Source organism: Escherichia sp. 94.0001 (assembly GCF_013369155.2).
GTDB lineage: Bacteria > Pseudomonadota > Gammaproteobacteria > Enterobacterales > Enterobacteriaceae > Escherichia > Escherichia coli_F.
In genome coordinates, this window is sequence record NZ_JABWMS020000036.1 from 22,108 (window position 1) to 44,485 (window position 22,378).

A 22,378-nucleotide genomic window follows, 5' to 3' on the forward strand; every position below is an offset into this window, starting at 1 on the left:
TATGAACAGTCATATCTTTTTAGTCGGCTTTATTATTTATGCCATCGCCATGATTTGGCTTGGTTGGTTTGTTTCTCGTAATCAGAAAAGCGGAGAAGATTTTCTGTTGGGCGGGCGTTCGCTGCCGCTGTTTCTGACGCTGGGGTCAACCGTTGCCACGATGGTTGGCACGGGTTCCAGTATGGGCGCAGTGGGCTTTGGCTACAGCAATGGCTGGGCCGGAATGCTTTATGGCGTCGGTGGGGCCGTAGGTATATTACTGGTGGCGTGGCTGTTTGCACCGGTACGTAAATTACGTTTTATGACCATGAGTGAAGAAATATCTTATTATACTGGCGGCAGCCATTTAATTAAAAATATTGTCGGCCTGATGATATTTATTGCCTCTATTGGCTGGCTGGGAGCGCATATATTAGGTGGCAGTATGTATCTTGCCTGGGCGACAGGTATTGATCTTACGGTGGCAAAATTAATTATTGCCTTAGCTTTTGCGATTTACGTTATTATCGGCGGTTATTCGGCGGTAGTGTGGACAGATACTATTCAGGCCCTAATTCTGTTCTTTGGCTTTATATTAATGGCTATTCTTGCCGTTGTTCACGTTGGTGGCTGGAGTGCGATTGAACAGGCGATGGACCCAAAAGCGATGAGCCTGTTTGCGATTGATAAAATGGGCGTGCTGCCTGCGCTTTCGCTGGCGCTGGTTATTGGTGTCGGCGTACTGGCCACACCATCTTATCGCCAGCGTATTTACTCGGGAAAAGACGTTCCCTCTGTACGGCGTTCATTTGTTATTACTGGCGTGTTGTATCTGTTCTTCTCGATTCTGCCTGCCATTATCGGCATGGCGGCGTTCACCATGAACCCGAATCTGGAAAACAGTAACTATGCCTTCTTGTTCGCGACCAGCTTCTTACCTGCCATTCTTGGGCTGGTGGTGCTGATTGCCGGGCTTTCTGCCACCATGTCTTCTGCCAGTTCTGATGCCATTGCGGCAGTGGCGATTATGATGCGCGACGTCTACACCATGATTACCGGCAGAATGCCGCCGGAGGACAAGGCCATTACTTACTCACGCTGGATGTTGACCTTTGTTATTGGCCTGGCGCTGGTCTTTGCTCTGACCTCTAATGACATCATCAGCTACATTACCAAAATGATTTCGATGCTGATGTCCGGGCTGTTTATCTGCTCGATTCTCGGTCGCTTCTGGCTACGCTTTAACTGGCAGGGCGCGCTGGCGGCGTTAGTGAGCGGTATGGTGATGTCAATTGTGGTGCTGATGAATGCCGACTGGCTGGCTTACTGGGGTAACCCGTGTATTCCGTCAGTGCTGGGCAGCCTGGTCGCTGGCGTACTGGTGACGTTGGTAACGCCAGCAAGTCAGGTCAGCCGGGAAGAAGCTTTGGCTATTATCACCAATGAGCGTGAAAACCAGAGTGTCGTGATCACCAAACCTGAAGAAGCATAACCGACAATGCTAATCGCCAAGTGGCTGGCGGTTAGCGCCCCCACGGTGGCTGTCTAACACCAGTTTTATCCGCCGCAGGCGATCTTTCGCCTGCGCTTTATTTGCCATTGCCAGTTCCGTTGCCAGTACATCGACCATGGCTAACATCGCGTAGCGGGAAGGCGTGGGTTTAAAGATGTAATCACTCTCCTGAACCAGCAGCGGCAATACCAGATCCACCTGTTCTGCCAGCGGCGTTTGTGCTGGCGTAATGGCAATAACACGCGCGCCATACTGACGGGCGATTGCCGCACTTTCGATGATTTCCGGTGTATAACCGCCCAGCGACAGCACAATCACCACATCCTGCGGCATCACTGCCGAGCACATCATTCTCATCATCAGGGCATCATTCTGACTAACCACAGGTAGCCCCAGACGGAATAAACGGTACTGAATCTCCTGTGAACAGATGGTGGAACCGCCGCCAGTTCCCAATGCAAGAATTTGCCGCGCCTGACTTAACCAGCTTACCGCCTGGCTGATGGCATTCATATCCAGCGAACGACGATGCGTTTCCAGCACGCTAATAATCGCTTCGTAGATCCCCTGAACACCGTCAAGATCCGGTACATCGAGAATAAACCGCTGCCCGATAGCCAGTGACTGCGCCAGTTTGACTTTCAGCTCGCGGACATCTTTACACCCCAGAGCACGGGCAAAACGCGTCACCGACGCCTGACTGGTTTGCGTTAACCGCGCCAGCTCAGCAATAGGCAGTTCCACCGCGGCGGGGACATCATCAAGAATAAATTGTGCGATACGCTTTTCAGTGGCGGTTAACGCCATAAACCGTTCGGTAATACAGGAGATGATATCGATGCTATAAGCCATGGGAGTATCACTGGTTCGAAGAAGATTGATACTTTGTACCATAAACTGCCGCTATAGAGTGTGACCCTCACAAAAAACGCAAGTTTGCTGCAACAAAAGCAGTGCCGACGCTTTTCCACAGCATAAAGTTTTCCACCACCAGGCCGACAACCAGTGTATCTGTCTAGTGGAAAGAGAAACCATGTTAAAACGTATCAAGATCGTGACCAGCTTACTGCTGGTTTTGGCCGTTTTTGGCCTTTTACAACTGACATCAGGCGGTCTGTTCTTTAATGCCTTAAAGAATGACAAAGAAAATTTCACTGTTTTACAAACCATTCGCCAGCAGCAATCCACGCTGAATGGCAGCTGGGTCGCGTTGTTACAGACGCGTAACACCCTCAACCGCGCGGGTATCCGCTACATGATGGATCAGAACAATATTGGTAGCGGTTCAACCGTTGCCGAGCTGATGCAGAGTGCCAGTATTTCGCTGAAACAGGCGGAAAAAAACTGGGCGGATTACGAAGCATTGCCGCGTGACCCGCGTCAGAGCACCGCCGCAGCGGCAGAGATCAAACGTAATTACGATATTTATCACAATGCGCTGGCGGAACTGATCCAACTGTTAGGTGCAGGCAAAATCAACGAATTCTTTGATCAGCCGACTCAGGGATATCAGGACGGTTTCGAGAAGCAGTATGTGGCTTACATGGAGCAAAACGATCGGCTCTATGATATCGCCGTCAGCGATAATAATGCCTCCTACAGCCAGGCGATGTGGATTCTGGTGGGCGTGATGATCGTCGTACTGGCAGTCATCTTCGCCGTCTGGTTCGGTATTAAAGCCTCGTTGGTAGCGCCAATGAATCGCCTGATTGACAGCATTCGTCATATTGCAGGTGGCGATCTGGTGAAACCGATTGAGGTGGATGGTTCTAATGAGATGGGGCAACTGGCAGAGAGTTTGCGCCATATGCAGGGAGAGCTGATGCGTACCGTCGGTGATGTGCGCAACGGGGCCAATGCTATCTATAGCGGTGCCAGCGAAATCGCCACCGGCAATAACGATCTTTCTTCGCGCACCGAGCAACAGGCCGCTTCGCTGGAAGAGACGGCAGCCAGCATGGAGCAACTGACCGCAACGGTGAAGCAGAACGCCGAAAATGCGCGTCAGGCCAGCCACCTGGCGTTAAGTGCTTCCGAAACGGCGCAACGTGGCGGCAAAGTGGTGGATAACGTGGTGCAGACCATGCGCGATATCTCCACCAGCTCGCAGAAAATCGCCGATATTATCAGCGTAATTGACGGCATTGCCTTCCAGACCAATATTCTGGCTTTGAACGCGGCGGTTGAAGCAGCGCGTGCGGGTGAGCAAGGGCGCGGTTTTGCGGTGGTTGCGGGAGAAGTGCGTAATCTGGCCCAGCGTAGCGCTCAGGCGGCTCGCGAAATTAAAAGCCTGATTGAAGACTCGGTGGGCAAAGTGGATGTTGGCTCTACGCTGGTCGAAAGCGCCGGGGAAACCATGGCAGAGATTGTCAGTGCTGTGACCCGCGTGACGGACATTATGGGCGAAATTGCTTCGGCTTCTGATGAGCAGAGCCGTGGTATCGATCAGGTTGGCTTAGCAGTAGCTGAGATGGACCGAGTAACCCAACAGAACGCTGCGCTGGTGGAAGAATCTGCCGCCGCCGCCGCCGCGCTGGAGGAGCAGGCCAGTCGCCTGACCGAAGCTGTGGCAGTGTTCCGGATTCAGCAAGAGCAGCAACGCCAGCGCGAAGCATCGGCAGTAGTAAAAACTGTGACGCCATCTGCGCCGCGCAAAGTGGCAGTGGCAGATAGCGGAGAGAACTGGGAAACGTTTTAATCGCCATAAAAATGCCCGATAAGCAAAATGTTATCGGGCATAGGGAAATTAATCTTTACGTGGGTCGTTGATCGGCTGACGAACCAGGAAGATGTATGCCAGTGCACCCGCCGCGGTGACGCAACCGCAGATGATTAGCGCCAGACGGAATGAGTGGGTGGTATCGACAATAAAACCAGTAATGATCGGCGCGAAAGAAGCGCAGATGAAGCTGGCAAAGTTCTGGATACTGCCCACCGATGCAGTCATGCGAGAAGCGACAGCGACGTGGATCAATCCCCAGCAGGATGTTCCAGCAAAGTGAATGCAGAACAGTGCCATGCCAATCAGCAGAACCGCCGTCATGGATGTTGTCGCTTGCGGTACTATCAGTGTAAAGGCGGCAGAACAGAACATCCCGGCAATAATGCAGATCTTACGGCTTTTAATCGGAGCCATTCCTCCTTTGACCAGCCAGTCGGTAACGTAACCATTGACCAGCATCCCGGCAGCCCCAAACAGGAAAGGGATAGCCGCCATCAACCCGGTGCTTTTTAAATCCAGGTTATAGGCTGTTTGCAGGTAACCAGGAAGCCAGGCCAGATACAGCCACGCAGTGTAATTGATGCCACTGAATCCGAGCATCATTCCCCACATTGTGCGGTTACGGAACAGGCTGCGCCATTCAGCAAAACTGAGTGGATCACGGCGGGCATTGACGCTACCGGCATTGAGATAGGCTTGTTCAACGGCAGTCAGTTCAACGTGCTCGCGGTTGCGATAGAGCATATACCAACCGATGGCGAGAAAAATACCCAACACACCAATGGTAATAAACATCCCGCGCCAGCCCATCACCAGCATCATCGCCGCCAGAATCGGTGGGCTTACGGCAACGCCAATGGTAGAAGCTGCGTTGAAGAAGCCCATCGGGCGTCCGCGCTCTTTGATGTTGAACCAGTCGTTAATGACTTTTACACCGCATGGGTTCATCGGCGCTTCACCAATCCCCATACCGATACGCACCAACACGAACTGCGTAAAGCTGTGCACCATGCCAGACATTGCCTGGAACAGTGACCAGAAGAACATCCCCAGTCCCAGCATCAGGCGCGGGCCTTTACGATCCAATAGTGGGCCGCAAGGAAGTTGCGCAATCCCGTAAGCGAGTGAAAACACGGAGAGCAAAGCGCCGATTTCGGTGGCACTTAATCCCAATTCTTCACGAATCGTTAAATTTGCTACCGACAGTGAACTGCGGTCGAGATAATTGATTACCGCCGCAAAAAATAATAACAACATGGCGGTGGTTTGAATGCGTTTAATTCGGGTACTGCGTTGAACTAATCCATCTGGTGGCACGGGAATATCTGCCGACGAAGATGGAGTAAATGAAGAACGCGGATCGAGGGTGATATTTTCTTTTTCCACGCCGGACTCCTGTATTTATAATTTTAATTGTTTACGTAATTGTGCATTACGCAAGGTTGACATTAACGGCAGGTAAAAGTTTTAGGACTTTACTACCGCTCACAAAAACATTTTTAGTCGACTGATTGTGAGCATAGGTAAGCGGGAATTTTCCGGTATTTATCTTTTGATAAAACCGTGCACCCGCTAATAGTTTGCTGTTTTTAATCCGTACTTAATGAGCATAACGCGTGTTCTCATTAATGGATCGAATCATTGATTGTTTAGCTGAATTCAAATGGTTACGGAGCGCAAGGGTGGCATCCAGGTCACTGCGGCAAATCAGAGCGCTGAGAATGGTCATATGCTCATCGACGGCAATGATATTGCGCTGTTTAAGATCGCTTTCGTCCCATTGATAGTGAAAATGAAAGATGACTGAGATGATCTCAAGCGATTGATCAAAAAAGATATTGTCGGCAGCTGAAAGCAGTAAGGAGTGAAAATCTCTGTCAAGTTGCGAGAACATGCGAAAGCTATTGCCGATGTTGTCACGCAGTAGTCGATGACGTTCGAGCATGGTTTTCGCCTGCAGCCAGCGGGGATCATGATCAGGCAGGTTGAGAAAGTGCTGAAGTGAATGAGTTTCGAGCATTTCGCGTAGCTCGAATAGCTGCTCGGCGTAGGATTGATCGAATTGCTTCATGCTCCACTGGCCGCGCTTTTCGCTCTGAATAAGATTATAACGACCGAATTTTAAAAGATATTCTCTTACAACTACCGGGCTGACACCCGCGGCCCGCGCCAGTTGCAGTTCAGAAAAAGTTTCCCCAGGGCGTAACTGACGCTGGTTTATCATCGTAAAAAAAGCCTGCTCAAACACTTTGTTTTGTTCACTCATTGAAGCGGTAGTACAGGCGAAACCGTCATCATGGTCAGGTTTACGCGCAATAACATAGTCGTTTCCAACCTGCGTCAAGACGCCGCATTCGCGTAAGTGGCTGAGAATATGACGCACTGTGGTGCGGCTGATGTTGTACATTTCCGCCAGCGCACTTTGCGATGGAAGTGGGGAAGGGATGTGACCCCGCGACATATCATCAATGACCTGGTTAATCACATTGTGGCGTAAATTTTGTGAGCGACTCATATTTTCCTCCTTGTGAGTCCATTAAAACCCGATTTAAAACATTTTTATGCGTGTGTTTTCACAAAACAGATTTTCCGTTCCGCTGCCATTTTTCATTTTCATTGATATCTAAGGCAACAAAAAATGGAGAGCCGAATCATGTCTACGATGAATGTTTTAATTTGCCAGCAGCCGAAAGAATTAGTCTGGAAACAACGCGAGATACCTATTCCGGGTGACAATGAAGCATTAATAAAAATTAAGTCTGTCGGGATTTGCGGTACCGATATTCATGCCTGGGGTGGAAATCAACCATTTTTTAGTTATCCACGCGTTTTAGGCCATGAAATATGTGGGGAGATTGTTGGGCTGGGTAAAAATATTGCTGATCTTAAAAATGGTCAGCAAGTTGCTGTGATCCCTTATGTTGCCTGTCAGCAATGCCCGGCATGTAAAAGCGGTCGCACCAATTGCTGTGAAAAAATTTCAGTTATTGGTGTGCATCAGGATGGTGGTTTTAGTGAGTATTTGAGCGTGCCGGTGGCGAACATTTTGCCCGCAGACGGTATTGACCCGCAGGCGGCAGCATTGATTGAACCTTTCGCTATTAGCGCACATGCGGTGCGTCGTGCAGCCATTGCTCCCGGCGAGCAGATGCTGGTGGTCGGGGCGGGGCCAATCGGTCTGGGCGCGGCGGCAATCGCTAAAGCTGATGGCGCACAGGTGGTGGTGGCGGATACCAGTCCGGCACGCCGAGAACATGTGGCAACGCGTCTGGAGTTGCCCGTGCTGGACCCGTCAGCCGAAGATTTTGACGCGCAGCTGCGGGCGCAGTTTGGTGGTTCGCTGGCGCAGAAAGTGATCGACGCGACAGGTAATCAACATGCGATGAATAACACCGTAAATCTGATTCGTCACGGCGGCACGGTGGTGTTTGTCGGTCTGTTTAAAGGTGAGTTGCAGTTCTCCGATCCGGAATTCCATAAAAAAGAAACGACGATGATGGGCAGCCGCAACGCCACGCCGGAAGATTTCGCTAAAGTCGGTCGACTGATGGCGGAAGGAAAAATCACTGCCGACATGATGTTAACCCATCGCTATCCGTTCGCCACGCTGGCAGAAACCTATGAGCGCGATGTGATTAACAATCGTGAGTTGATTAAGGGTGTAATTACTTTCTTATAAGGCGAGATTATTAAAGTTGCCATGCAGCGTCCGGGGAAGTGTTGGGCGCTGTTTTTTTTGTTTCTTAATAATGTGTTGTGAGCCGGAGAAGGTGTGTAGGTCGCACCTTATGCGACCTACAAATCAGTCAGGAATTACCCTTCACGTTCCACCACTTTAATTTCCACCATGCCGATACCAAGCTTACGCGGCGAGTGTCCGAGGATATTCCCTTCGTTGGTTGAGACAGGTTCCGGCGGCACAATTACCAGCGTGTTGGCATCGGTTGGGTTATCGAAATGCAGCGTGGTGGTGGTTACTTCATTGCCCAGCACAAGGGTTTGTTCTTCATTGCCTACGCGTACCGGAATAGGACGGCTGGCGTTATTGCCGTATGCTTTGGCGGTAATCACCAGGTCAAATTTCTTCGGCAGCGGATGCTTGTACTCGATTTTTACTTCGTCGCCCAGCTGTGCGTTGGACCAGCGGCCCCACGACTCCGGACGAGAAATCCCGCTAAACTGTTTCACCTCTTCTGGCGCACCGGCGACGTTAAAGATGAAACTGTCGGCTTTGTAGCGAATATCGTTATCAACAATCTTCAGCGTATCGACATTGCCTTTGTAACGCGCCATGTCGATGACCGTATCTTTAAATGCCGTTTTGCCCTTCCATGTTGTTTTATCAACATGCTGGACAATTTGCTGACCGCCAAGCTGCCCTTGCGAGACACACCAGTCGGTGGAAAGTGCCAGTTCCGGAGCCCAGAGTTGTGCCATCTTATAGCAACGGTCAACCCAGACGAAATTGTCGCGTGGAGCAAAATCGGCCAACTGGAAACGCAGCGGTGCTGAGTATTCACTTTCCGGCAGCGGTTCCACGCGCTTGTCTGAAACCCGCAACAGCAGCGGCAAACGGAAATGGCTACCCGAGAAGGCAATCATGTTTTTCTGCTGGTCGATGGTGAACTCTTTCATCTCTTTAGGGAATTTCCACAGGCGGATGATATCTGGCTTCCACGCCAATGTTTTCTCTTTGATATTGAGGAAGATTTCCGACATCGACTGCCCGGATAAACTGCTACGACCAAGTCCGAGATAGTTATCGCCACCGAGAATATCCAGCACCGTCGCGCCGTTATCCATCGTGTTACGCTTCACCGCCAGCGTCTCTTGCTGCGGCTTGTCGCCACGGATGACAAAAAACAGGTTATTGCGATCCTGTTTATTGAGGTATTTCCACGCCGTGTTGTTCATCGCTAAATGGTCAGAAGAGACGACGATGACAGTATCTTTAAACCACGGTGACGCTTTGATTTTGTTGATAAACGTCGCGATGTTCTCCTGGCTGCAACTTACCGCGCTGAATGACTGATTCGGCTTACCGTCAAAATCATATTTTTTGCGGTTACAGGTGCGCGAGATAAAACCATCCGGGTGATGGGTATCGACTGTCAGGGTAAACAGTGAGAATCGCTGACCAGAGCGGGAAAGCTCTTCAAACTTTTTCCACGCTTCATCCAGCACGGTATCGTCGTAGAATCCCCAGTCGTTGCGATAGTGTGGGTCTGCCACCACGCTTTTCAGCTCTTCTGAGCCATATAAATGGTCGAAGCCGTGCGATTTCAGGAACACATCTTTACCGGCAAAACGCAGATTCGCGCCCTGCACGAAATAGTTCTGATAACCCGAGTTCTTCAGGATATCGCCCAGGCAGATGTTCTGTGGGAAGAAGCTGGAAACAGAAGCGGAGGCGTTGCCTTCAAAGGGAGCAAACAGCGGAATGCCGCACTGAGAAGCCACCATGCCCGCAATCGTGTAATCCGTTCCTGGCAGCTGCTGCGTGTGGCTGAAATCCAGGCCTTCATTTTTCAACGCGCCCAGTTCAGGTGTGAGATCCGGGAAAGCCTCGTTATCAAAATAGGTCCGCTCGAGACTTTCGCCGTAGATATAAACCAGGTTGAGTTTCGGGTCAGGGATAGTTTTCGACGGCTCTTTATAATAAGCCGCAAAGTCCGGGTCGCCGTCGCGTGACTGGGATTTCACCAGTTCCGTTATCTGACGAAAAGCCGGGCTGGCGTCCACTGAACCCAGCGCCAGTAAGAGTGCCAGCAGGCTGTAACCAAAATGGTGCGGATGATGACGACGACGGCGCAGGATCCAGCCCAGAGCACCGAACATCGCCGTCAGCCCCAGCACAATGCCGATACCCGGAAGAATGTATTTGCTGACGCCAGCACCGGTCAGGCTGTTGGTTAAGGTATAGAGAACCGCGTCGTTAATACCATCACCAGTAAAATAGTCGCTGGCAAACAGGGTGATATTTAAAACGACAAATAGCCCCAGCACCGTTAACGTGGCTGCAAACCACCAGGTGTTACGTCCCGCTTTCCATGCGTAAATCAGCACAGAGGCGAGAAAAAGGGCGAAAGAGAGTAGTTCTGACAACGGGCGATCCTCACTAAACCGGGCCGTTTAGCCAACGTTTAAGCTTTTTGAGAAGCACAATGTAATGGCGTCGCCATATTGCTGCAATTCTAGTGTCAAAAAAATGCGATGTTGTTAGGAATTAGTTTATAAACAGACTTTTTTGATTACGGTCGCTTCCCGTGTAACAGGGGGAAAACCGTCCAGGAGCAGGGAAAAGGGCAGGAGAGAGCCGCGTCAGCCGGGTAACAGCTAAAACGCGGCGTTTCGCGGATCAGGAAATGAAGTTTAGCCCTTGCTTTAACACCAGATCGCAGGCTTTGGTTTTCACCTTTTCTGCCAGCGGAGTCGTTCCGATGTTATCCAGATTGAGTTGCTGACCATCTTTGGTTTTCAGCAAACCCTGAATGCCATCCAGATAGTTGGTGTCTTCTTTTTGCTCTTCACTGTTCAGGCCCAGCTTTTCCAGCACCTGGTTCTTGATGTTTTCGGCATCGGTTACCGAAGCTAGCTTTTGCTTGGCGCAGTATTGCAGTATGCCTGCGGCATTGTTCATGTTATCTGCGCTTAAGGCCTGGTTCCCGCTGCTAAGCAAGCTAGTTAATGAAGCGAGCGACCAACCGCCTTCTTGTGTCGTGCTGTTTTGGTTGCCAAGTTCGCTGGCGGCGCTGGAGAGCGCATCTTTCCAGGATGCAGCATGCACCCCGGTGGAAATTAATGCGCTGGCGGCAAGGGCACAGCACAGAAGGTGTTTAACAGTTTTCATCATTATTACTCAATGTGGAATTGTGTCGCAGTATACCGCCAGAAACGGGGATTAATACTCTTTACCCGTTACCCGGCTACGGTAGCTATCCCAGTTGAAGATCACCCACAAACTGTTGCCCAGACGCATACGGTCCATCACGCGTTCGCCCAGCAACTTGGTCATCTCTTCCATATTACTGTTGGTCAGCATCCCGGTTGGGCGTTTGGAAGAAGAGCGGCGATCGACGATCTGGTTGATGATCACTTTTTCGTATTTAGATTCGGTCTGCACACCGATCTCATCGATCACCAGCAGATCAACGTTGCTCAGATCGTTAAGCAGTTGTTCTTCGCTGGTACCGCTATTCCTGAAGGTATCTTTCATCGCCGACATAATATCGGCCACGGTGATGATCAATACGGATTTACCGCGTAGCAGTAGCTCGTTGCAGATTGCCGCCGCCAGATGGTTTTTGCCGGTTCCTGGCTTGCCAGAAAAGATGAAGCTGGCGATGTTGCCGTCAAACTCTTCGACATACTGGCGTGCTTTGCTTAACGCATTCATCTGCCCTTCACACTCAACGCGATAGTTCTCAAAGGAGCAGTTCTGATGCAGTGGACGAATACCGGAGCGGTTAAAGGTGCGCTGCATTTTCATCGCCCGATTTTCACGTTCGAGAGCGGCGGAGCGGATCGCCCCTTGTTCTTTCTGCCAGGCCAGCAGTTCTTCACCCGTTTTAAACGCAGGTTTGATATGGGCAGGCATCATTTTTTGCAGGCGTTGCATCAGGTCGCCAACGTTTTTCATCGTTACCCTCTGAATCCTGGTGGAATTTGGCTGTCAGGTTCGCTGACCGTATTCACATCTCGTTTCGGCAGTCCGCCGTTGCTGGCACGGCCGATTTGCAGGCTGCGCGCCAGTTTTTGTTGCCACTGTACATGGTGAAAGACTTTACCTTCCGCCTGCCAGTAGGCAATGAATGAGGCCAGTTCTTCGGTGGTCACCGGCTCTTTTAGCGCCACGCCCCATAGCGCCGCCAGGCGGATAAAGTCGGCATCGGGTTGCCAGTCCGGATACATGGCGAATTTCCCCATGGGTACAGCAACGGGAGCGGCTTGCGGTTCCTGATAGAGTTGATCGTCCAAAGCGACATCGCTTCCTGGACGCGCCAGCTTTTCTTCCAGCGCCAGCAGTTCAGCCAGGCGCGCAGGCGTGACGGCATAAAACGCCGGGGCATTGTTAGCAAATACGGCAACCACACCGCCTTCAGCTTTTGCCAGAACGGTTTGGTGATCGTGTACCAGGGCGTCAATACCAACGACGTCCGGGGTCAAAACTCTGGAAGACATACTGTTTCTCAAATATGGAACGATGAACAAGAAGGGAGATAACTTTTATAGTAACACACGGAGGAGAGGAGGCTGTCTCTCATCCGCGTGCTTTAAGTGAGGCAATTTTATACGCGAGGGCGTTTGCGGTACAACCATAATCCAGGAATGGAAAGGCCGATGGATAATGCACCAACAATCGATGAAGCTGTAAGAAAGTTGGTTAACAGGGTAATCATCAACGGTTCGCTGTAACCTAGCTGGCTGATTTTTACCGCCGAAATCATTGCAGTATAAGCAGAGATGCCCGGAAACATGGGGATAACAGCCGCCACGGTAAACACTTTCGGATGTGCCAAATACCAGCGCGACCATTGAATACCAATGGTGCCGACCAGCATAGAGGCCATAAAGGTTGACCATTCAATATTCAGCCCGCTGGTCATTAAGATCATTCGGGAACCATGACCTATCGCACCAAGCAGCGCACACCAGCGTAACGCCCGAACGGGAACGTTGAACACCATCGCAAAGCCGACCGCTGGAATGGCGGCGAGGATCATATCCTGCGCCAACGCTAACAGAAATTCGATCACACCCATCCGCGTAGCCCCCAAATCGTCAGTGCCATCACCACGCCGACGCAGGTAGCCAGTGTCAGCAGACTGGCGATCGCCCAGCGTGCCAGTCCGGTATTGATGTGGCCTTTAAACATATCGGCGACGGCATTAATCAACGGAAAGCCCGGCACCAGCAGCAGAACGCTGGCGGCCATCGCGATGGTGGGTGTATTGCTGAAAGTGGGAAGTTGCAAAAGCAAACCGGAAATGGTGGTGGCGGCGAAAGCGGTGAGGCAAAAGTTGATCTGTGGATGAAGATGACGTTGTGCCAGCAGCTGGCGGATATACATTGCGACCGTACTGGCAAAGAAGGTGATGACGGCACCGTCCCAGCCACCGTTATTGAGTTTACAGAAACAGGCGCAAGAAAGGCCGACCATCAAGGCTACCAGCCATCGCGGGTAACGTAATGGCCGAATTTGGCTAAATCTTTTCTCTACGCCTTTGTAATCCAGCAGATGATGCTCCGCCAGAATCACAATGTGCTGGACTTCAGTCACCACATGCATATTAATGCCGCGATCGTGATTTTTACGTGTCGATGTCAGGCATTGCCCATCTTTAATGGTTGTCAGCACGATGGCGTTCGAAGAGATAGAACTTTCGACGCTGTCCATTCCCAGCGCCCGACCCAGTCGTGAGGAAAGTTCATCAACCAACGCGCTTTCCGCACCATGTTGCAAAAGAAATAATCCGCACTGGATACAAAGCCGTGTTACGGCTCGCTGTTGCTCAGTTTGCATAACTCGCCCTTTGTCATAGACGTGCTGCGTATTGTTCAGATAATGAGAATCTATTTGTATCATGAAGCGCGGTTGTTTTGCGGCAGGTTAAGATCAAAATTGCGCTGATTAATCCTGGTTATCGGGAGAAGCTCGGTGTTAAAAAGCGAATTATCTCTCGCCGCAAACAAATTATCGCATGAATATTATCACTATAATGAATTTATTGTTTAGCCCTTACGAATCAGGATAAAAGATAACTGGGCGCGTTTTTTAATTTTAACAAGTTAAAACTATCAGATTTTATTGAATAAATATTGATTGTGTGATTTTGCTTCCTGCGGGAAGGGATATCAGTTAATTATAAATTAAATGAATGAGGATTCTGTTTTTCATTAAGTATTTCTAACAACTTAATGTAGATATTTTAAATGTCTCCAGGCTATTTCACCAGGTTATCATTTGATGCTAACCTTCTGACACATGCAGTGGAGTTATTGTGCAGCAGGAGTATGCTGATATGAAAGTGAATGCAAAGGATAATTTATTCGCTTAATCTATTAATTTGCTGGAAACATTTAAGGAATGAATATCCTGAATAGACCATCATGATTTTTAGACAGTGGATGTGGAGGAAATATGTTGCCAGGATGCTGCAAAAATGGAATTGTTATCAGTAAAATACCTGTTATGCAAGCAGGATTAAAAGAGGTCATGAGGACTCACTTCCCTGAATATAAAATAATATCCAGCGCCTCTGCGGAGGACCTTACCTTATTACAATTACGTCGTTCCGGATTAGTTATTGCAGATTTAGCCGGTGAAAGTGAAGATCCACGTTCTGTTTGTGAGCATTATTATTCTTTAATCTCACAATATCGGGAAATTCACTGGGTTTTCATGGTGTCACGCTCCTGGTATTCCCAGGCGGTAGAACTGCTCATGTGCCCTACGGCGACATTATTGTCTGATGTTGAACCCATTGAGAATCTGGTCAAGACCGTGCGTTCTGGCAATACGCACGCAGAGCGTATCAGCGCCATGCTGACCTCTCCGGCAATGACTGAAACTCATGATTTTAGCTATCGCTCCGTCATTCTCACTCTTTCAGAGCGCAAAGTGCTGCGGCTATTAGGTAAAGGATGGGGCATCAACCAGATAGCTTCATTGCTTAAGAAAAGTAATAAAACTATCAGCGCCCAAAAAAACAGTGCGATGCGTCGACTGGCAATTCACAGCAACGCTGAAATGTATGCATGGATAAATAGCGCGCAGGGTGCAAGAGAACTTAACTTGCCTTCTGTTTATGGAGATGCCGCAGAATGGAACACAGCCGAATTAAGAAGAGAAATGTCGCACTCATAGAAAAATGCGTCATGAGCAGTATCGGTATTGAGAGTTTATTCAGAAGGTTTGCAGGTAACCCTTATAAGCTCCATATCTATACCAGTCAGGAGTCATTTCAGGATGCCATGTCGCGGATCTCGTTTGCGGCGGTCATTTTTTCTTTTTCTGCCATGAGAAGTAAACGCAGAGAGGGATTATCTTGCCTGACTGAACTGGCGATTAAGTTTCCGCGTACTCGCCGTTTAGTTATTGCGGATGATGATATTGAAGCTCGGCTGATTGGTTCATTGTCGCCATCACCGCTGGACGGTGTATTAAGTAAAGCGTCGACGCTGGAGATTTTTCATCAGGAACTCTTTTTGTCATTAAATGGTGTGCGTCAGGCGACCGACCGATTGAACAATCAGTGGTATATTAACCAAAGCCGGACGCTAAGCCCGACGGAGAGAGAAATATTGCGCTTTATGTCGCGTGGCTACTCAATGACACAAATTGCCGAGCAGCTTAAACGCAATATCAAAACGATCCGCGCGCATAAATTTAATGTAATGTCGAAACTGGGCGTCAGTTCTGATGCAGGGTTGTTGGAGGCCGCAGACATTCTGTTATGTATGCGTCATTGCGAAGCAAGTAACGTGTTGCACCCCTATTAATACGCTTAATGCCGGGTTTACTTCCCCGGCAAATTTTTCTATTTCAGCGTACAGTCACCACATTGCTGCACATCCGGCAAGCGATAACGCTGGCAGCAAGTGCGGCGCACCAGCAGGCCGTCGCGCAGCACCACGGTACGCCAGAGTGGATTATCTTCACCGGTAGTGAGCGTTTTCTCAAAAAAGAGGGCATGGCGCAGCGATTCAACCGTCGCCTCGCCGAGCAGCTGTTTCATCTCAGTGAGATACCAGTTGATCAAATAACCGGTATTGCTCCAGATAAGTTTGCCGTTGATCTCTCCCGTCGCTTCTAATGCCTGCACAACCGGAACCAGCGCCTGGCTGATTAACGTTTCCATTCGCTGCTGCGGCGAATGTGGTGTTGCGTTTTTACTTTCACACACATCGACCCAGAAACAGGCGGCGCGTCCGGTTTCGTGAAACTCAACGTGGAAATGTTCCGGCGACACATCTAATGCTTTTTCCTGCGTCAGCAGCGCCAACATTAATGGTGGCACCATCAGGCCGATATACCATTGCGCCCATAGTGAGATCAGCGGTTTGTTCTCGCGGATCATCAAGGGTTGGTTGCGGTAGATATGATCGGAATAGACCGCCAGTAGAGAACTTAGCGTATTCGGTGATGACCATTGCGCCAGCGTCATGGCGTTAAGCGGAGCGGGTTCATCCAGGCGGATAAACTCGAGCAAATGTTCACGATGTTCGGCGATCGTCGCCCGTACGGCTTGTGCAAGCCCAGCATCCTGCGGCTGGAGATGCGTTCGCCAGATAACATCTTCATAGAGCGGTGCGGAACGATAGGCCATAATCGGGATAGTAATCTAAATGATAATGATTGCTAATCCTAACGATGGGTTTACCCGATAGCAAGGGATTTCTCTGGCTTGCAAATGATAAAAATTATCATATGATATTGGTTATCATTATCAATGAAAGAGATGAAACCATGTTGCAACGTATGCTGGGCAGTGGCTGGGGAGTGTTGCTGCCGGGATTGCTGATTGCAGGGCTGATGTATGCGGATTTATCGCCGGATCAGTGGCGGATTGTCATTCTGATGGGATTAGTATTGACGCCGGTAATGCTGTATCACAAACAGTTACGGCATTACGTTTTGCTACCATCGTGCCTGGCGCTTATTGCTGGCATCATGCTGATGATAATGAATTTGAATCAGGGATGACAAAACAGGGAAGAAACAAGAAAGGAAGTAAAGATAATTGGTGCGAGGGGGGGGACTTGAACCCCCACGTCCGTAAGGACACTAACACCTGAAGCTAGCGCGTCTACCAATTCCGCCACCTTCGCACAGTCATCTTACTTTTTTTGATATCGCCTCGTTTGGTGCGAGGGGGGGGACTTGAACCCCCACGTCCGTAAGAACACTAACACCTGAAGCTAGCGCGTCTACCAATTCCGCCACCTTCGCCCAGTGCGAGCAATATCAACGTGGTTTTTGGTGCGAGGGGGGGGACTTGAACCCCCACGTCCGTAAGGACACTAACACCTGAAGCTAGCGCGTCTACCAATTCCGCCACCTTCGCATACCATCAATTCTTAAAAAGAATTGCTACCACGGAGGCGCATTCTAGTGGTTTTCAGCTTTTCGTCAATAGTTAATTATCGACGGAGGTGTAATTGCTGGAAAAATGTCCAGCAGGAAACTAACGTGCAGGTTTTGTAGGTCGGATAAGGCGTTCACGCCGCATCCGACACGGTATTTGGGTGCAGATGCCAGATGCGACGCGGGCGCGTCTTATCTGGCCTACGAAGGGCTAACTTGCAGGTTTTGTAGGTTGTATAAGGCGAGCACGCCGCATCCGGCAAGGCTTGCGGCGGGATACTTAACCTTTCTTCGCCTGGCGGGTCATAATGGCGCGATACACCTTGAAGCGCCCGGTTTGCGCGATCACTTCATGGAAGCCAAATGTCTCATCCAGCACGTCCGGGTAAGGCAGGAAGGCGTTCGCCACAATTCGCAGCTCGCCGCCGCTGTTAAGGTGACGCACCGCGCCGCGAATCAGCGTTTGCGCCGCCTCCAGGCTGGTTTGCATCCCATCGTGGAACGGCGGGTTGGAGATGATCATATCAAAACGACCTTTCACCTCGGAAAAGACGTTACTGGCAAAGACTTCACCTTCAACACCGTTGGCCGCAAGTGTTGCGCGGCTGGCTTCAACTGCTGGCGCAGAAACATCGCACAACGTGAGACGAATCTTCGGTGAGTGGCGTGCAAAGGCAACCGAAAGCACGCCCGCGCCACAGCCGACATCCAGCACTTTACCTTTCGTGTGCGGAGTTAACGTCGAGAGCAGCAACTGGCTACCGACATCCAGACCGTCGCGGCTAAACACGCCCGGCAACGTTTTGACCGTCAGGCCATCGACGCTGTATTCGCCCCAGAATTTATCGGCATCAAACATCGGCTGCTTTTCCAGACGACCAAAATAGAGGCCACAGCGACGGGCGCTGTCCACCTTATTCAACGGGGCATAATCTGCCAACATCTGCTCGGCGCTGCGCACGCCGCTTCGGTTCTCGCCAACGACAAAAATATCCGTTCCCACCGGCAGCAGAGAAAGTAAATTCATCAACTGGAACTGGGCTTCCGGTTTGTTCTTCGGCCAGTAGTAAATCAAAGTATCGCAATCTGCGACGTCATCCGCTGTGGCGACCAGACTAAAACGGGCGTTATCACCCATCTGGCGGCTTAATACCTGCCAGTGGTGGAACTGCTGGGTATGAGCACGGCTGGCCGCGGTATCTAAACGCGCGGGCAGGTCATCCTGTAAGTCTCCGGCAAACAGAATACGGCTTTTTTCGAAATCATCACTGTGACGCAGCAAGACTTCACTTGCCGGGGTAAATGCAGACATGGAATGCTCCTCAATTGATACTGGCGGCGATTATAGCCATATGTTGGCGCGGTATCGACGAATTTGCTATATTTGCGCCCCTGACAACAGGAGCGATTCGCTATGACATCCCGACGAGACTGGCAGTTACAGCAGCTGGGCATTACCCAGTGGTCGCTGCGTCGCCCTGGCGCGTTGCAGGGGGAGATTGCCATTGCGATCCCGGCACACGTCCGTCTGGTGATGGTGGCAAACGATCTTCCCGCCCTGACCGATCCTTTAGTGAGCGATGTTCTGCGTGCATTAACCGTCAGCCCCGACCAGGTGCTGCAACTGACGCCAGAAAAAATCGCGATGCTGCCGCAAGGCAGTCGCTGCAACAGCTGGCGGTTGGGTACTGACGAACCGCTATCACTGGAAGGCGCTCAGGTGGCATCACCGGCGATCACCGAATTACGGGCAAACCCAACGGCACGCGCCGCGTTATGGCAACAAATTTGCACATATGAACACGATTTCTTCCCTCGAAACGACTGATTTACCAGCGGCTTTCCACATTGAACAACGCGCCCACGCCTTTCCGTGGAGTGAAAAAACCTTTGCCAGTAATCAGGGCGAGCGTTATCTCAACTTTCAGTTAACGCAAAACGGCAAAATGGCGGCGTTTGCGATTACGCAAGTGGTGCTGGATGAAGCTACATTGTTCAATATTGCGGTCGATCCCGACTATCAGCGTCAGGGGCTGGGAAGGGCGCTGCTGGAACATCTGATCGACGAACTGGAAAAACGCGGTGTGGCGACGCTATGGCTGGAAGTCCGTGCCTCAAACGCTGCCGCCATTGCCCTGTACGAAAGTTTAGGCTTTAACGAGGCGACGATTCGCCGCAATTACTACCCCACCAAGGACGGTCGCGAAGACGCCATCATCATGGCGTTACCAATCAGTATGTAAGACAAGGTGGAATAATGAAGTGGGACTGGATTTTCTTTGATGCCGATGAAACGCTGTTTACCTTTGACTCGTTCACCGGCCTGCAGCGGATGTTTCTTGATTACAGCGTCACTTTTACCGCTGAAGATTTTCAGGACTATCAGGCCGTTAACAAGCCCCTGTGGGTAGATTATCAAAACGGCGCGATCACTTCATTACAGCTTCAGCACGGGCGTTTTGAGAGCTGGGCCGAACGGCTGAACGTCGAGCCAGGTAAACTCAACGAGGCCTTCATTAATGCGATGGCGGAAATTTGCACGCCGCTGCCGGGCGCGGTTTCCCTGCTTAATGCCATTCGCGGCAACGCCAAAATCGGCATCATCACCAACGGCTTTAGCGCCTTGCAGCAAGTGCGTCTGGAACGCACGGGCCTGCGTGATTATTTCGATTTGTTGGTGATTTCCGAAGAAGTTGGCGTAGCCAAACCGAATAAGAAAATTTTCGATTATGCGCTGGAACAGGCGGGCAATCCTGACCGTTCACGCGTGCTGATGGTTGGCGACACTGCCGAGTCCGATATTCTCGGTGGCATCAACGCCGGGCTTGCGACCTGCTGGCTGAATGCGCACAATCGCGAGCAACCAGAAGGCATCGCGCCTACCTGGACCGTTTCTTCGTTGCACGAACTGGAGCAGCTCCTGTGTAAACACTGATTGCCTCCCCCCCGTTGATGGGTAAAATAGCCGCAATTTTTCGTTTTCAACAAGCGCGGCGCGATGCCGCTTACTCAAGAAGAAAGAATTATGACGTTGTCTCCTTATTTGCAAGAGGTGGCGAAGCGCCGCACTTTTGCCATTATTTCTCACCCCAATAATTAAGCCCAAATTAAAGCTCTTTTACTCTTTCAAAATCCTTTCAGTTAATTTAGGTTGAGTTATATAACTCATTTAAATACATTTGGTTATGTAGCTTCTTTAATTGAAAACTCTTTCATGTAACTTTAAATCGATCAGCTTGCTTTCATCAAAAATCTGTACATATGCTTGTACATAATGTACAAAACAGCAGAGGTGTTTTGCGATTTGTACAAGGTGAGTAATGGCGCTGTCTGATGCGTGGTTGCGTTCAGTCGTTGGAAAGGAACGTGATAAGGTTTTGGTTAAATCCGATCGTGATGGTCTGTCTGTCAGAGTATCACCGAAAGGTCGCGTAGTGTTCCAATATCGTTATCAATGGGCAGGGAAAGGTGAGCGTCTTGATATCGGAACTTACCCGGCAACTGGATTAAAAGAGGCCAGAGAAGAAGTTATCCGTCTTCGTGGTGAACTCGAGTCAAACCGTAATCCACGATTGGTCAAGCAGGCTGAAAAACGAAAAGCTACTGAAGCCATGACGGTAGAGTCTGTGATCCGTGCTTGGTATGAAGCATATTGTGTAAAAAATAAAAAAGGTTCTGAACAGATACTTCGCTCGTTTGAGCTGCACCTGTTCTCTAAAATCGGGAATATCCCTCACGATGCAGCTACATTGCATGATTGGTTAGAAGTCCTGGAGCCTCTTAGCACTAAGACTCCAGCAATAGCAGACCGATTGCTAATTAACGCAAAGCAGGCCCATGTCTGGGCGTATAAGAGAAAGCTCATTGAAACTCGCCCGCTGTCGGATATCACGGGTAAAGATATGGATATCCGTAAAGGTCAGAAGAAACGGTTTCTGACACATGATGAAATTAAAATCCTTTATGCTGCGATCGATGGTTCTCGAATGGTTCCTAAATACCGGGCCTTCATTAAACTATTGCTGCATTTTGGTTGCCGTAGTTCAGAGCTAATTACCGCCCGGGTGGACGATTTTGATTTCATTAATAAAGTATGGACTGTACCACCAGAACGACATAAGACTGGGGAGATAACAGGCGAACCGCTAAAGCGGCCCATTATTGAACCGGTTGAAGAGCTTATAAAGTACGCTATCTCTATGAACAATGGTTCCGATATGCTTTTTACTAAGGAAGGAAGCAGGGAACCCGTTGGTCGGACATCATTGCAGTCGCTGCCTTACAATTTAATGCAGTACGCATGGCGGTGTTTAGGATATCAATTCCCTCATTGGTCTCTTCATGACTTGAGACGTACAGCTCGAACAAATTTTTCTGATCTTACTGCGCCTCATATCGCAGAAATTATGCTTGGGCATAAGCTGCCAGGGGTATGGCAAGTTTATGATAAGAGTGATTATCTAGAAGAACAGCGTAAAGCTTACCTGGCATGGTGGAAGAGGGTTGAATCGATTGTTAATTGTACTATCTCTGATTCAAACTGACGGTTTGTATCACCTGAACATAACCAAATCTCCTAGCACACTTTGAGCGAGATGTGAGCGTTAAGTTTACGCCATTGTGTTGACATAAGAGGGGGCGGGTATCGATATCATCACTATCCCTATGCCCCTAAATCGCTCCTGCCATTTGATAAATGCAGATGTTTACCACCAAATGTTTTTGATACTATAGGTCGATTCATGATTTACCTAGAAACTTAGTTGTAACGAAAACTTCTTAACGGACACTATCTGGATAAAGTTAGTTTTTTATTTAAGAGGGTTAACATGTCAAAGTTAAAAAATGAACCATTAGTAAGGGTATCAGAAGAAGACGGAATAGAAATAAGGAAGATCCAATATCCAGATAATACGATAGAAAGAATTTATAAGCAGAAAGGTGTAATATTACCACGAATACCTTTAAAAGGCCGCTTTGTAGAACAATATGTGGCCTTACAGTTGCTTGATAAAGATCTTCGGAATGTTATTGGTTGGGAGAATATAATAAAAAATATTTGTAATAACATTAATAA

At 49.6% G+C, this 22,378-nt stretch carries 21 protein-coding genes, 3 tRNA genes and 2 pseudogenes; 12 read left to right on the forward strand and 14 right to left on the reverse strand.

Translation table 11 applies throughout. The annotated features are described in order from the left end of the window. Position 1: 1 nt before the first annotated feature. On the forward strand, positions 2-1,471 hold the full coding sequence (locus HEN33_RS16050) for a sodium:solute symporter family protein (protein WP_001084236.1): 1,470 nt from the start codon (positions 2-4) through the stop codon (positions 1,469-1,471). A gap of 9 nt (positions 1,472-1,480) precedes the next feature. On the opposite strand, the gene HEN33_RS16055 is transcribed toward HEN33_RS16050, so the two are convergent. Beyond that, positions 1,481-2,344: a MurR/RpiR family transcriptional regulator gene (locus tag HEN33_RS16055; protein WP_032185835.1), complete on the reverse strand. Its 864-nt coding sequence runs from the start codon at positions 2,342-2,344 to the stop codon at positions 1,481-1,483. Between the two features lie 181 nt (positions 2,345-2,525). Between HEN33_RS16055 and tsr the strand changes: the two genes are divergently transcribed. Further along, positions 2,526-4,190, forward strand: coding sequence for a methyl-accepting chemotaxis protein (gene tsr, locus HEN33_RS16060; RefSeq protein WP_000919558.1), 1,665 nt, complete (start codon positions 2,526-2,528; stop codon positions 4,188-4,190). Between the two features lie 48 nt (positions 4,191-4,238). Here tsr and HEN33_RS16065 read toward each other — a convergent pair whose 3' ends face one another. Further along, complete coding sequence (locus HEN33_RS16065) at positions 4,239-5,600, reverse strand: MFS transporter (protein WP_000410142.1); 1,362 nt, start codon at positions 5,598-5,600, stop codon at positions 4,239-4,241. 214 nt (positions 5,601-5,814) lie between these two features. After that, the gene (locus HEN33_RS16070; protein ID WP_000091585.1) at positions 5,815-6,729 is read right to left on the reverse strand and encodes a GntR family transcriptional regulator; all 915 of its coding nucleotides are present in this window, start codon (positions 6,727-6,729) and stop codon (positions 5,815-5,817) included. A gap of 138 nt (positions 6,730-6,867) precedes the next feature. On the opposite strand from HEN33_RS16070, the gene lgoD reads away from it, so the two are divergent. Beyond that, the gene (lgoD, locus tag HEN33_RS16075; RefSeq protein WP_176262527.1) at positions 6,868-7,893 is read left to right on the forward strand and encodes an L-galactonate oxidoreductase; all 1,026 of its coding nucleotides are present in this window, start codon (positions 6,868-6,870) and stop codon (positions 7,891-7,893) included. Positions 7,894-8,027: 134 nt separating this feature from the next. Here lgoD and opgB read toward each other — a convergent pair whose 3' ends face one another. The 6 genes from opgB to HEN33_RS16105 form a co-directional block, all read right to left on the reverse strand. Then, positions 8,028-10,319 (reverse strand): phosphatidylglycerol--membrane-oligosaccharide glycerophosphotransferase, encoded by a 2,292-nt coding sequence (gene opgB, locus HEN33_RS16080; RefSeq protein ID WP_176262526.1) that lies wholly within the window; start codon positions 10,317-10,319, stop codon positions 8,028-8,030. Positions 10,320-10,572: 253 nt separating this feature from the next. After that, positions 10,573-11,067 (reverse strand): DUF2501 domain-containing protein YjjA, encoded by a 495-nt coding sequence (gene yjjA, locus HEN33_RS16085; RefSeq protein WP_077782364.1) that lies wholly within the window; start codon positions 11,065-11,067, stop codon positions 10,573-10,575. 48 nt (positions 11,068-11,115) lie between these two features. Further along, positions 11,116-11,853: a DNA replication protein DnaC gene (gene dnaC / locus HEN33_RS16090; RefSeq protein ID WP_000799911.1), complete on the reverse strand. Its 738-nt coding sequence runs from the start codon at positions 11,851-11,853 to the stop codon at positions 11,116-11,118. Between the two features lie 2 nt (positions 11,854-11,855). Beyond that, the gene (gene dnaT, locus HEN33_RS16095) at positions 11,856-12,395 is read right to left on the reverse strand and encodes a primosomal protein DnaT (protein WP_000098814.1); all 540 of its coding nucleotides are present in this window, start codon (positions 12,393-12,395) and stop codon (positions 11,856-11,858) included. 107 nt (positions 12,396-12,502) lie between these two features. Next, positions 12,503-12,976, reverse strand: a complete 474-nt coding sequence (locus HEN33_RS16100) for a threonine/serine exporter (RefSeq protein ID WP_000538188.1) — start codon at positions 12,974-12,976, stop codon at positions 12,503-12,505. Continuing rightward, positions 12,967-13,737, reverse strand: coding sequence for a threonine/serine exporter family protein (locus tag HEN33_RS16105; protein ID WP_105267163.1), 771 nt, complete (start codon positions 13,735-13,737; stop codon positions 12,967-12,969). Before HEN33_RS16105 ends, HEN33_RS16100 begins: the two co-directional genes overlap by 10 nt. Before the next feature lie 618 nt (positions 13,738-14,355). On the opposite strand from HEN33_RS16105, the gene HEN33_RS16110 reads away from it, so the two are divergent. Both HEN33_RS16110 and bglJ read left to right on the forward strand, forming a co-directional pair. After that, a complete protein-coding gene (locus tag HEN33_RS16110) occupies positions 14,356-15,081 on the forward strand; it encodes a helix-turn-helix domain-containing protein (RefSeq protein ID WP_097505658.1) in 726 nt (241 codons plus the stop codon). After that, on the forward strand, positions 15,039-15,716 hold the full coding sequence (bglJ, locus tag HEN33_RS16115; protein ID WP_105278747.1) for a DNA-binding transcriptional activator BglJ: 678 nt from the start codon (positions 15,039-15,041) through the stop codon (positions 15,714-15,716). Before HEN33_RS16110 ends, bglJ begins: the two co-directional genes overlap by 43 nt. Positions 15,717-15,754: 38 nt before the next feature. Here bglJ and fhuF read toward each other — a convergent pair whose 3' ends face one another. Next, positions 15,755-16,543, reverse strand: a complete 789-nt coding sequence (gene fhuF / locus HEN33_RS16120) for a siderophore-iron reductase FhuF (RefSeq protein WP_176263212.1) — start codon at positions 16,541-16,543, stop codon at positions 15,755-15,757. A gap of 140 nt (positions 16,544-16,683) precedes the next feature. Between fhuF and HEN33_RS16125 the strand changes: the two genes are divergently transcribed. Further along, positions 16,684-16,920, forward strand: a complete 237-nt coding sequence (locus tag HEN33_RS16125) for a DUF1435 domain-containing protein (protein ID WP_001382695.1) — start codon at positions 16,684-16,686, stop codon at positions 16,918-16,920. A gap of 38 nt (positions 16,921-16,958) precedes the next feature. Here HEN33_RS16125 and HEN33_RS16130 read toward each other — a convergent pair. The 4 genes from HEN33_RS16130 to rsmC form a co-directional block, all read right to left on the reverse strand. After that, positions 16,959-17,045, reverse strand: a tRNA-Leu gene (locus tag HEN33_RS16130). 34 nt (positions 17,046-17,079) lie between these two features. Next, a tRNA-Leu gene (locus tag HEN33_RS16135) sits at positions 17,080-17,166 on the reverse strand. Positions 17,167-17,194: 28 nt separating this feature from the next. After that, positions 17,195-17,281, reverse strand: a tRNA-Leu gene (locus tag HEN33_RS16140). A 300-nt stretch (positions 17,282-17,581) separates the two neighbouring features. Next, complete coding sequence (gene rsmC / locus HEN33_RS16145; protein WP_176263213.1) at positions 17,582-18,613, reverse strand: 16S rRNA (guanine(1207)-N(2))-methyltransferase RsmC; 1,032 nt, start codon at positions 18,611-18,613, stop codon at positions 17,582-17,584. A gap of 102 nt (positions 18,614-18,715) precedes the next feature. Between rsmC and holD the strand changes: the two genes are divergently transcribed. The 6 genes and pseudogenes from holD to HEN33_RS16170 form a co-directional block, all read left to right on the forward strand. Next, positions 18,716-19,129, forward strand: a complete 414-nt coding sequence (gene holD, locus HEN33_RS16150) for a DNA polymerase III subunit psi (protein WP_176263214.1) — start codon at positions 18,716-18,718, stop codon at positions 19,127-19,129. Beyond that, on the forward strand, positions 19,098-19,544 hold the full coding sequence (gene rimI, locus HEN33_RS16155) for a ribosomal protein S18-alanine N-acetyltransferase (protein WP_001092449.1): 447 nt from the start codon (positions 19,098-19,100) through the stop codon (positions 19,542-19,544). The genes holD and rimI overlap by 32 nt, the downstream gene beginning before the upstream one ends. Positions 19,545-19,558: 14 nt before the next feature. Further along, positions 19,559-20,236, forward strand: coding sequence for a pyrimidine 5'-nucleotidase (gene yjjG, locus HEN33_RS16160; protein ID WP_000870712.1), 678 nt, complete (start codon positions 19,559-19,561; stop codon positions 20,234-20,236). A gap of 90 nt (positions 20,237-20,326) precedes the next feature. Then, positions 20,327-20,395, forward strand: a pseudogene (locus tag HEN33_RS27110) (hypothetical protein); the annotation flags it as partial. A gap of 226 nt (positions 20,396-20,621) precedes the next feature. Then, entirely contained in the window at positions 20,622-21,845 is a 1,224-nt protein-coding gene (locus HEN33_RS16165) for a tyrosine-type recombinase/integrase (protein WP_001402824.1), read from the forward strand. Positions 21,846-22,130: 285 nt separating this feature from the next. Continuing rightward, positions 22,131-22,378, forward strand: a pseudogene (locus HEN33_RS16170) (hypothetical protein); the annotation flags it as partial.

Bases quoted from the DNA above. Each gene is read 5' to 3' on its own strand.
- HEN33_RS16050 (WP_001084236.1), top strand. From the start codon at position 2: ATGAACAGTCATATCTTTTTAGTCGGCTTTATTATTTATGCCATCGCC.
- HEN33_RS16055 (WP_032185835.1), bottom strand. From the start codon at position 2,344: ATGGCTTATAGCATCGATATCATCTCCTGTATTACCGAACGGTTTATG.
- tsr (WP_000919558.1), top strand. From the start codon at position 2,526: ATGTTAAAACGTATCAAGATCGTGACCAGCTTACTGCTGGTTTTGGCC.
- HEN33_RS16070 (WP_000091585.1), bottom strand. From the start codon at position 6,729: ATGAGTCGCTCACAAAATTTACGCCACAATGTGATTAACCAGGTCATT.
- lgoD (WP_176262527.1), top strand. From the start codon at position 6,868: ATGTCTACGATGAATGTTTTAATTTGCCAGCAGCCGAAAGAATTAGTC.
- yjjA (WP_077782364.1), bottom strand. From the start codon at position 11,067: ATGATGAAAACTGTTAAACACCTTCTGTGCTGTGCCCTTGCCGCCAGC.
- dnaC (WP_000799911.1), bottom strand. From the start codon at position 11,853: ATGAAAAACGTTGGCGACCTGATGCAACGCCTGCAAAAAATGATGCCT.
- dnaT (WP_000098814.1), bottom strand. From the start codon at position 12,395: ATGTCTTCCAGAGTTTTGACCCCGGACGTCGTTGGTATTGACGCCCTG.
- HEN33_RS16100 (WP_000538188.1), bottom strand. From the start codon at position 12,976: ATGGGTGTGATCGAATTTCTGTTAGCGTTGGCGCAGGATATGATCCTC.
- HEN33_RS16105 (WP_105267163.1), bottom strand. From the start codon at position 13,737: ATGCAAACTGAGCAACAGCGAGCCGTAACACGGCTTTGTATCCAGTGC.
- HEN33_RS16110 (WP_097505658.1), top strand. From the start codon at position 14,356: ATGTTGCCAGGATGCTGCAAAAATGGAATTGTTATCAGTAAAATACCT.
- bglJ (WP_105278747.1), top strand. From the start codon at position 15,039: ATGGAACACAGCCGAATTAAGAAGAGAAATGTCGCACTCATAGAAAAA.
- fhuF (WP_176263212.1), bottom strand. From the start codon at position 16,543: ATGGCCTATCGTTCCGCACCGCTCTATGAAGATGTTATCTGGCGAACG.
- HEN33_RS16125 (WP_001382695.1), top strand. From the start codon at position 16,684: ATGTTGCAACGTATGCTGGGCAGTGGCTGGGGAGTGTTGCTGCCGGGA.
- rsmC (WP_176263213.1), bottom strand. From the start codon at position 18,613: ATGTCTGCATTTACCCCGGCAAGTGAAGTCTTGCTGCGTCACAGTGAT.
- holD (WP_176263214.1), top strand. From the start codon at position 18,716: ATGACATCCCGACGAGACTGGCAGTTACAGCAGCTGGGCATTACCCAG.
- rimI (WP_001092449.1), top strand. From the start codon at position 19,098: ATGAACACGATTTCTTCCCTCGAAACGACTGATTTACCAGCGGCTTTC.
- yjjG (WP_000870712.1), top strand. From the start codon at position 19,559: ATGAAGTGGGACTGGATTTTCTTTGATGCCGATGAAACGCTGTTTACC.
- HEN33_RS16165 (WP_001402824.1), top strand. From the start codon at position 20,622: ATGGCGCTGTCTGATGCGTGGTTGCGTTCAGTCGTTGGAAAGGAACGT.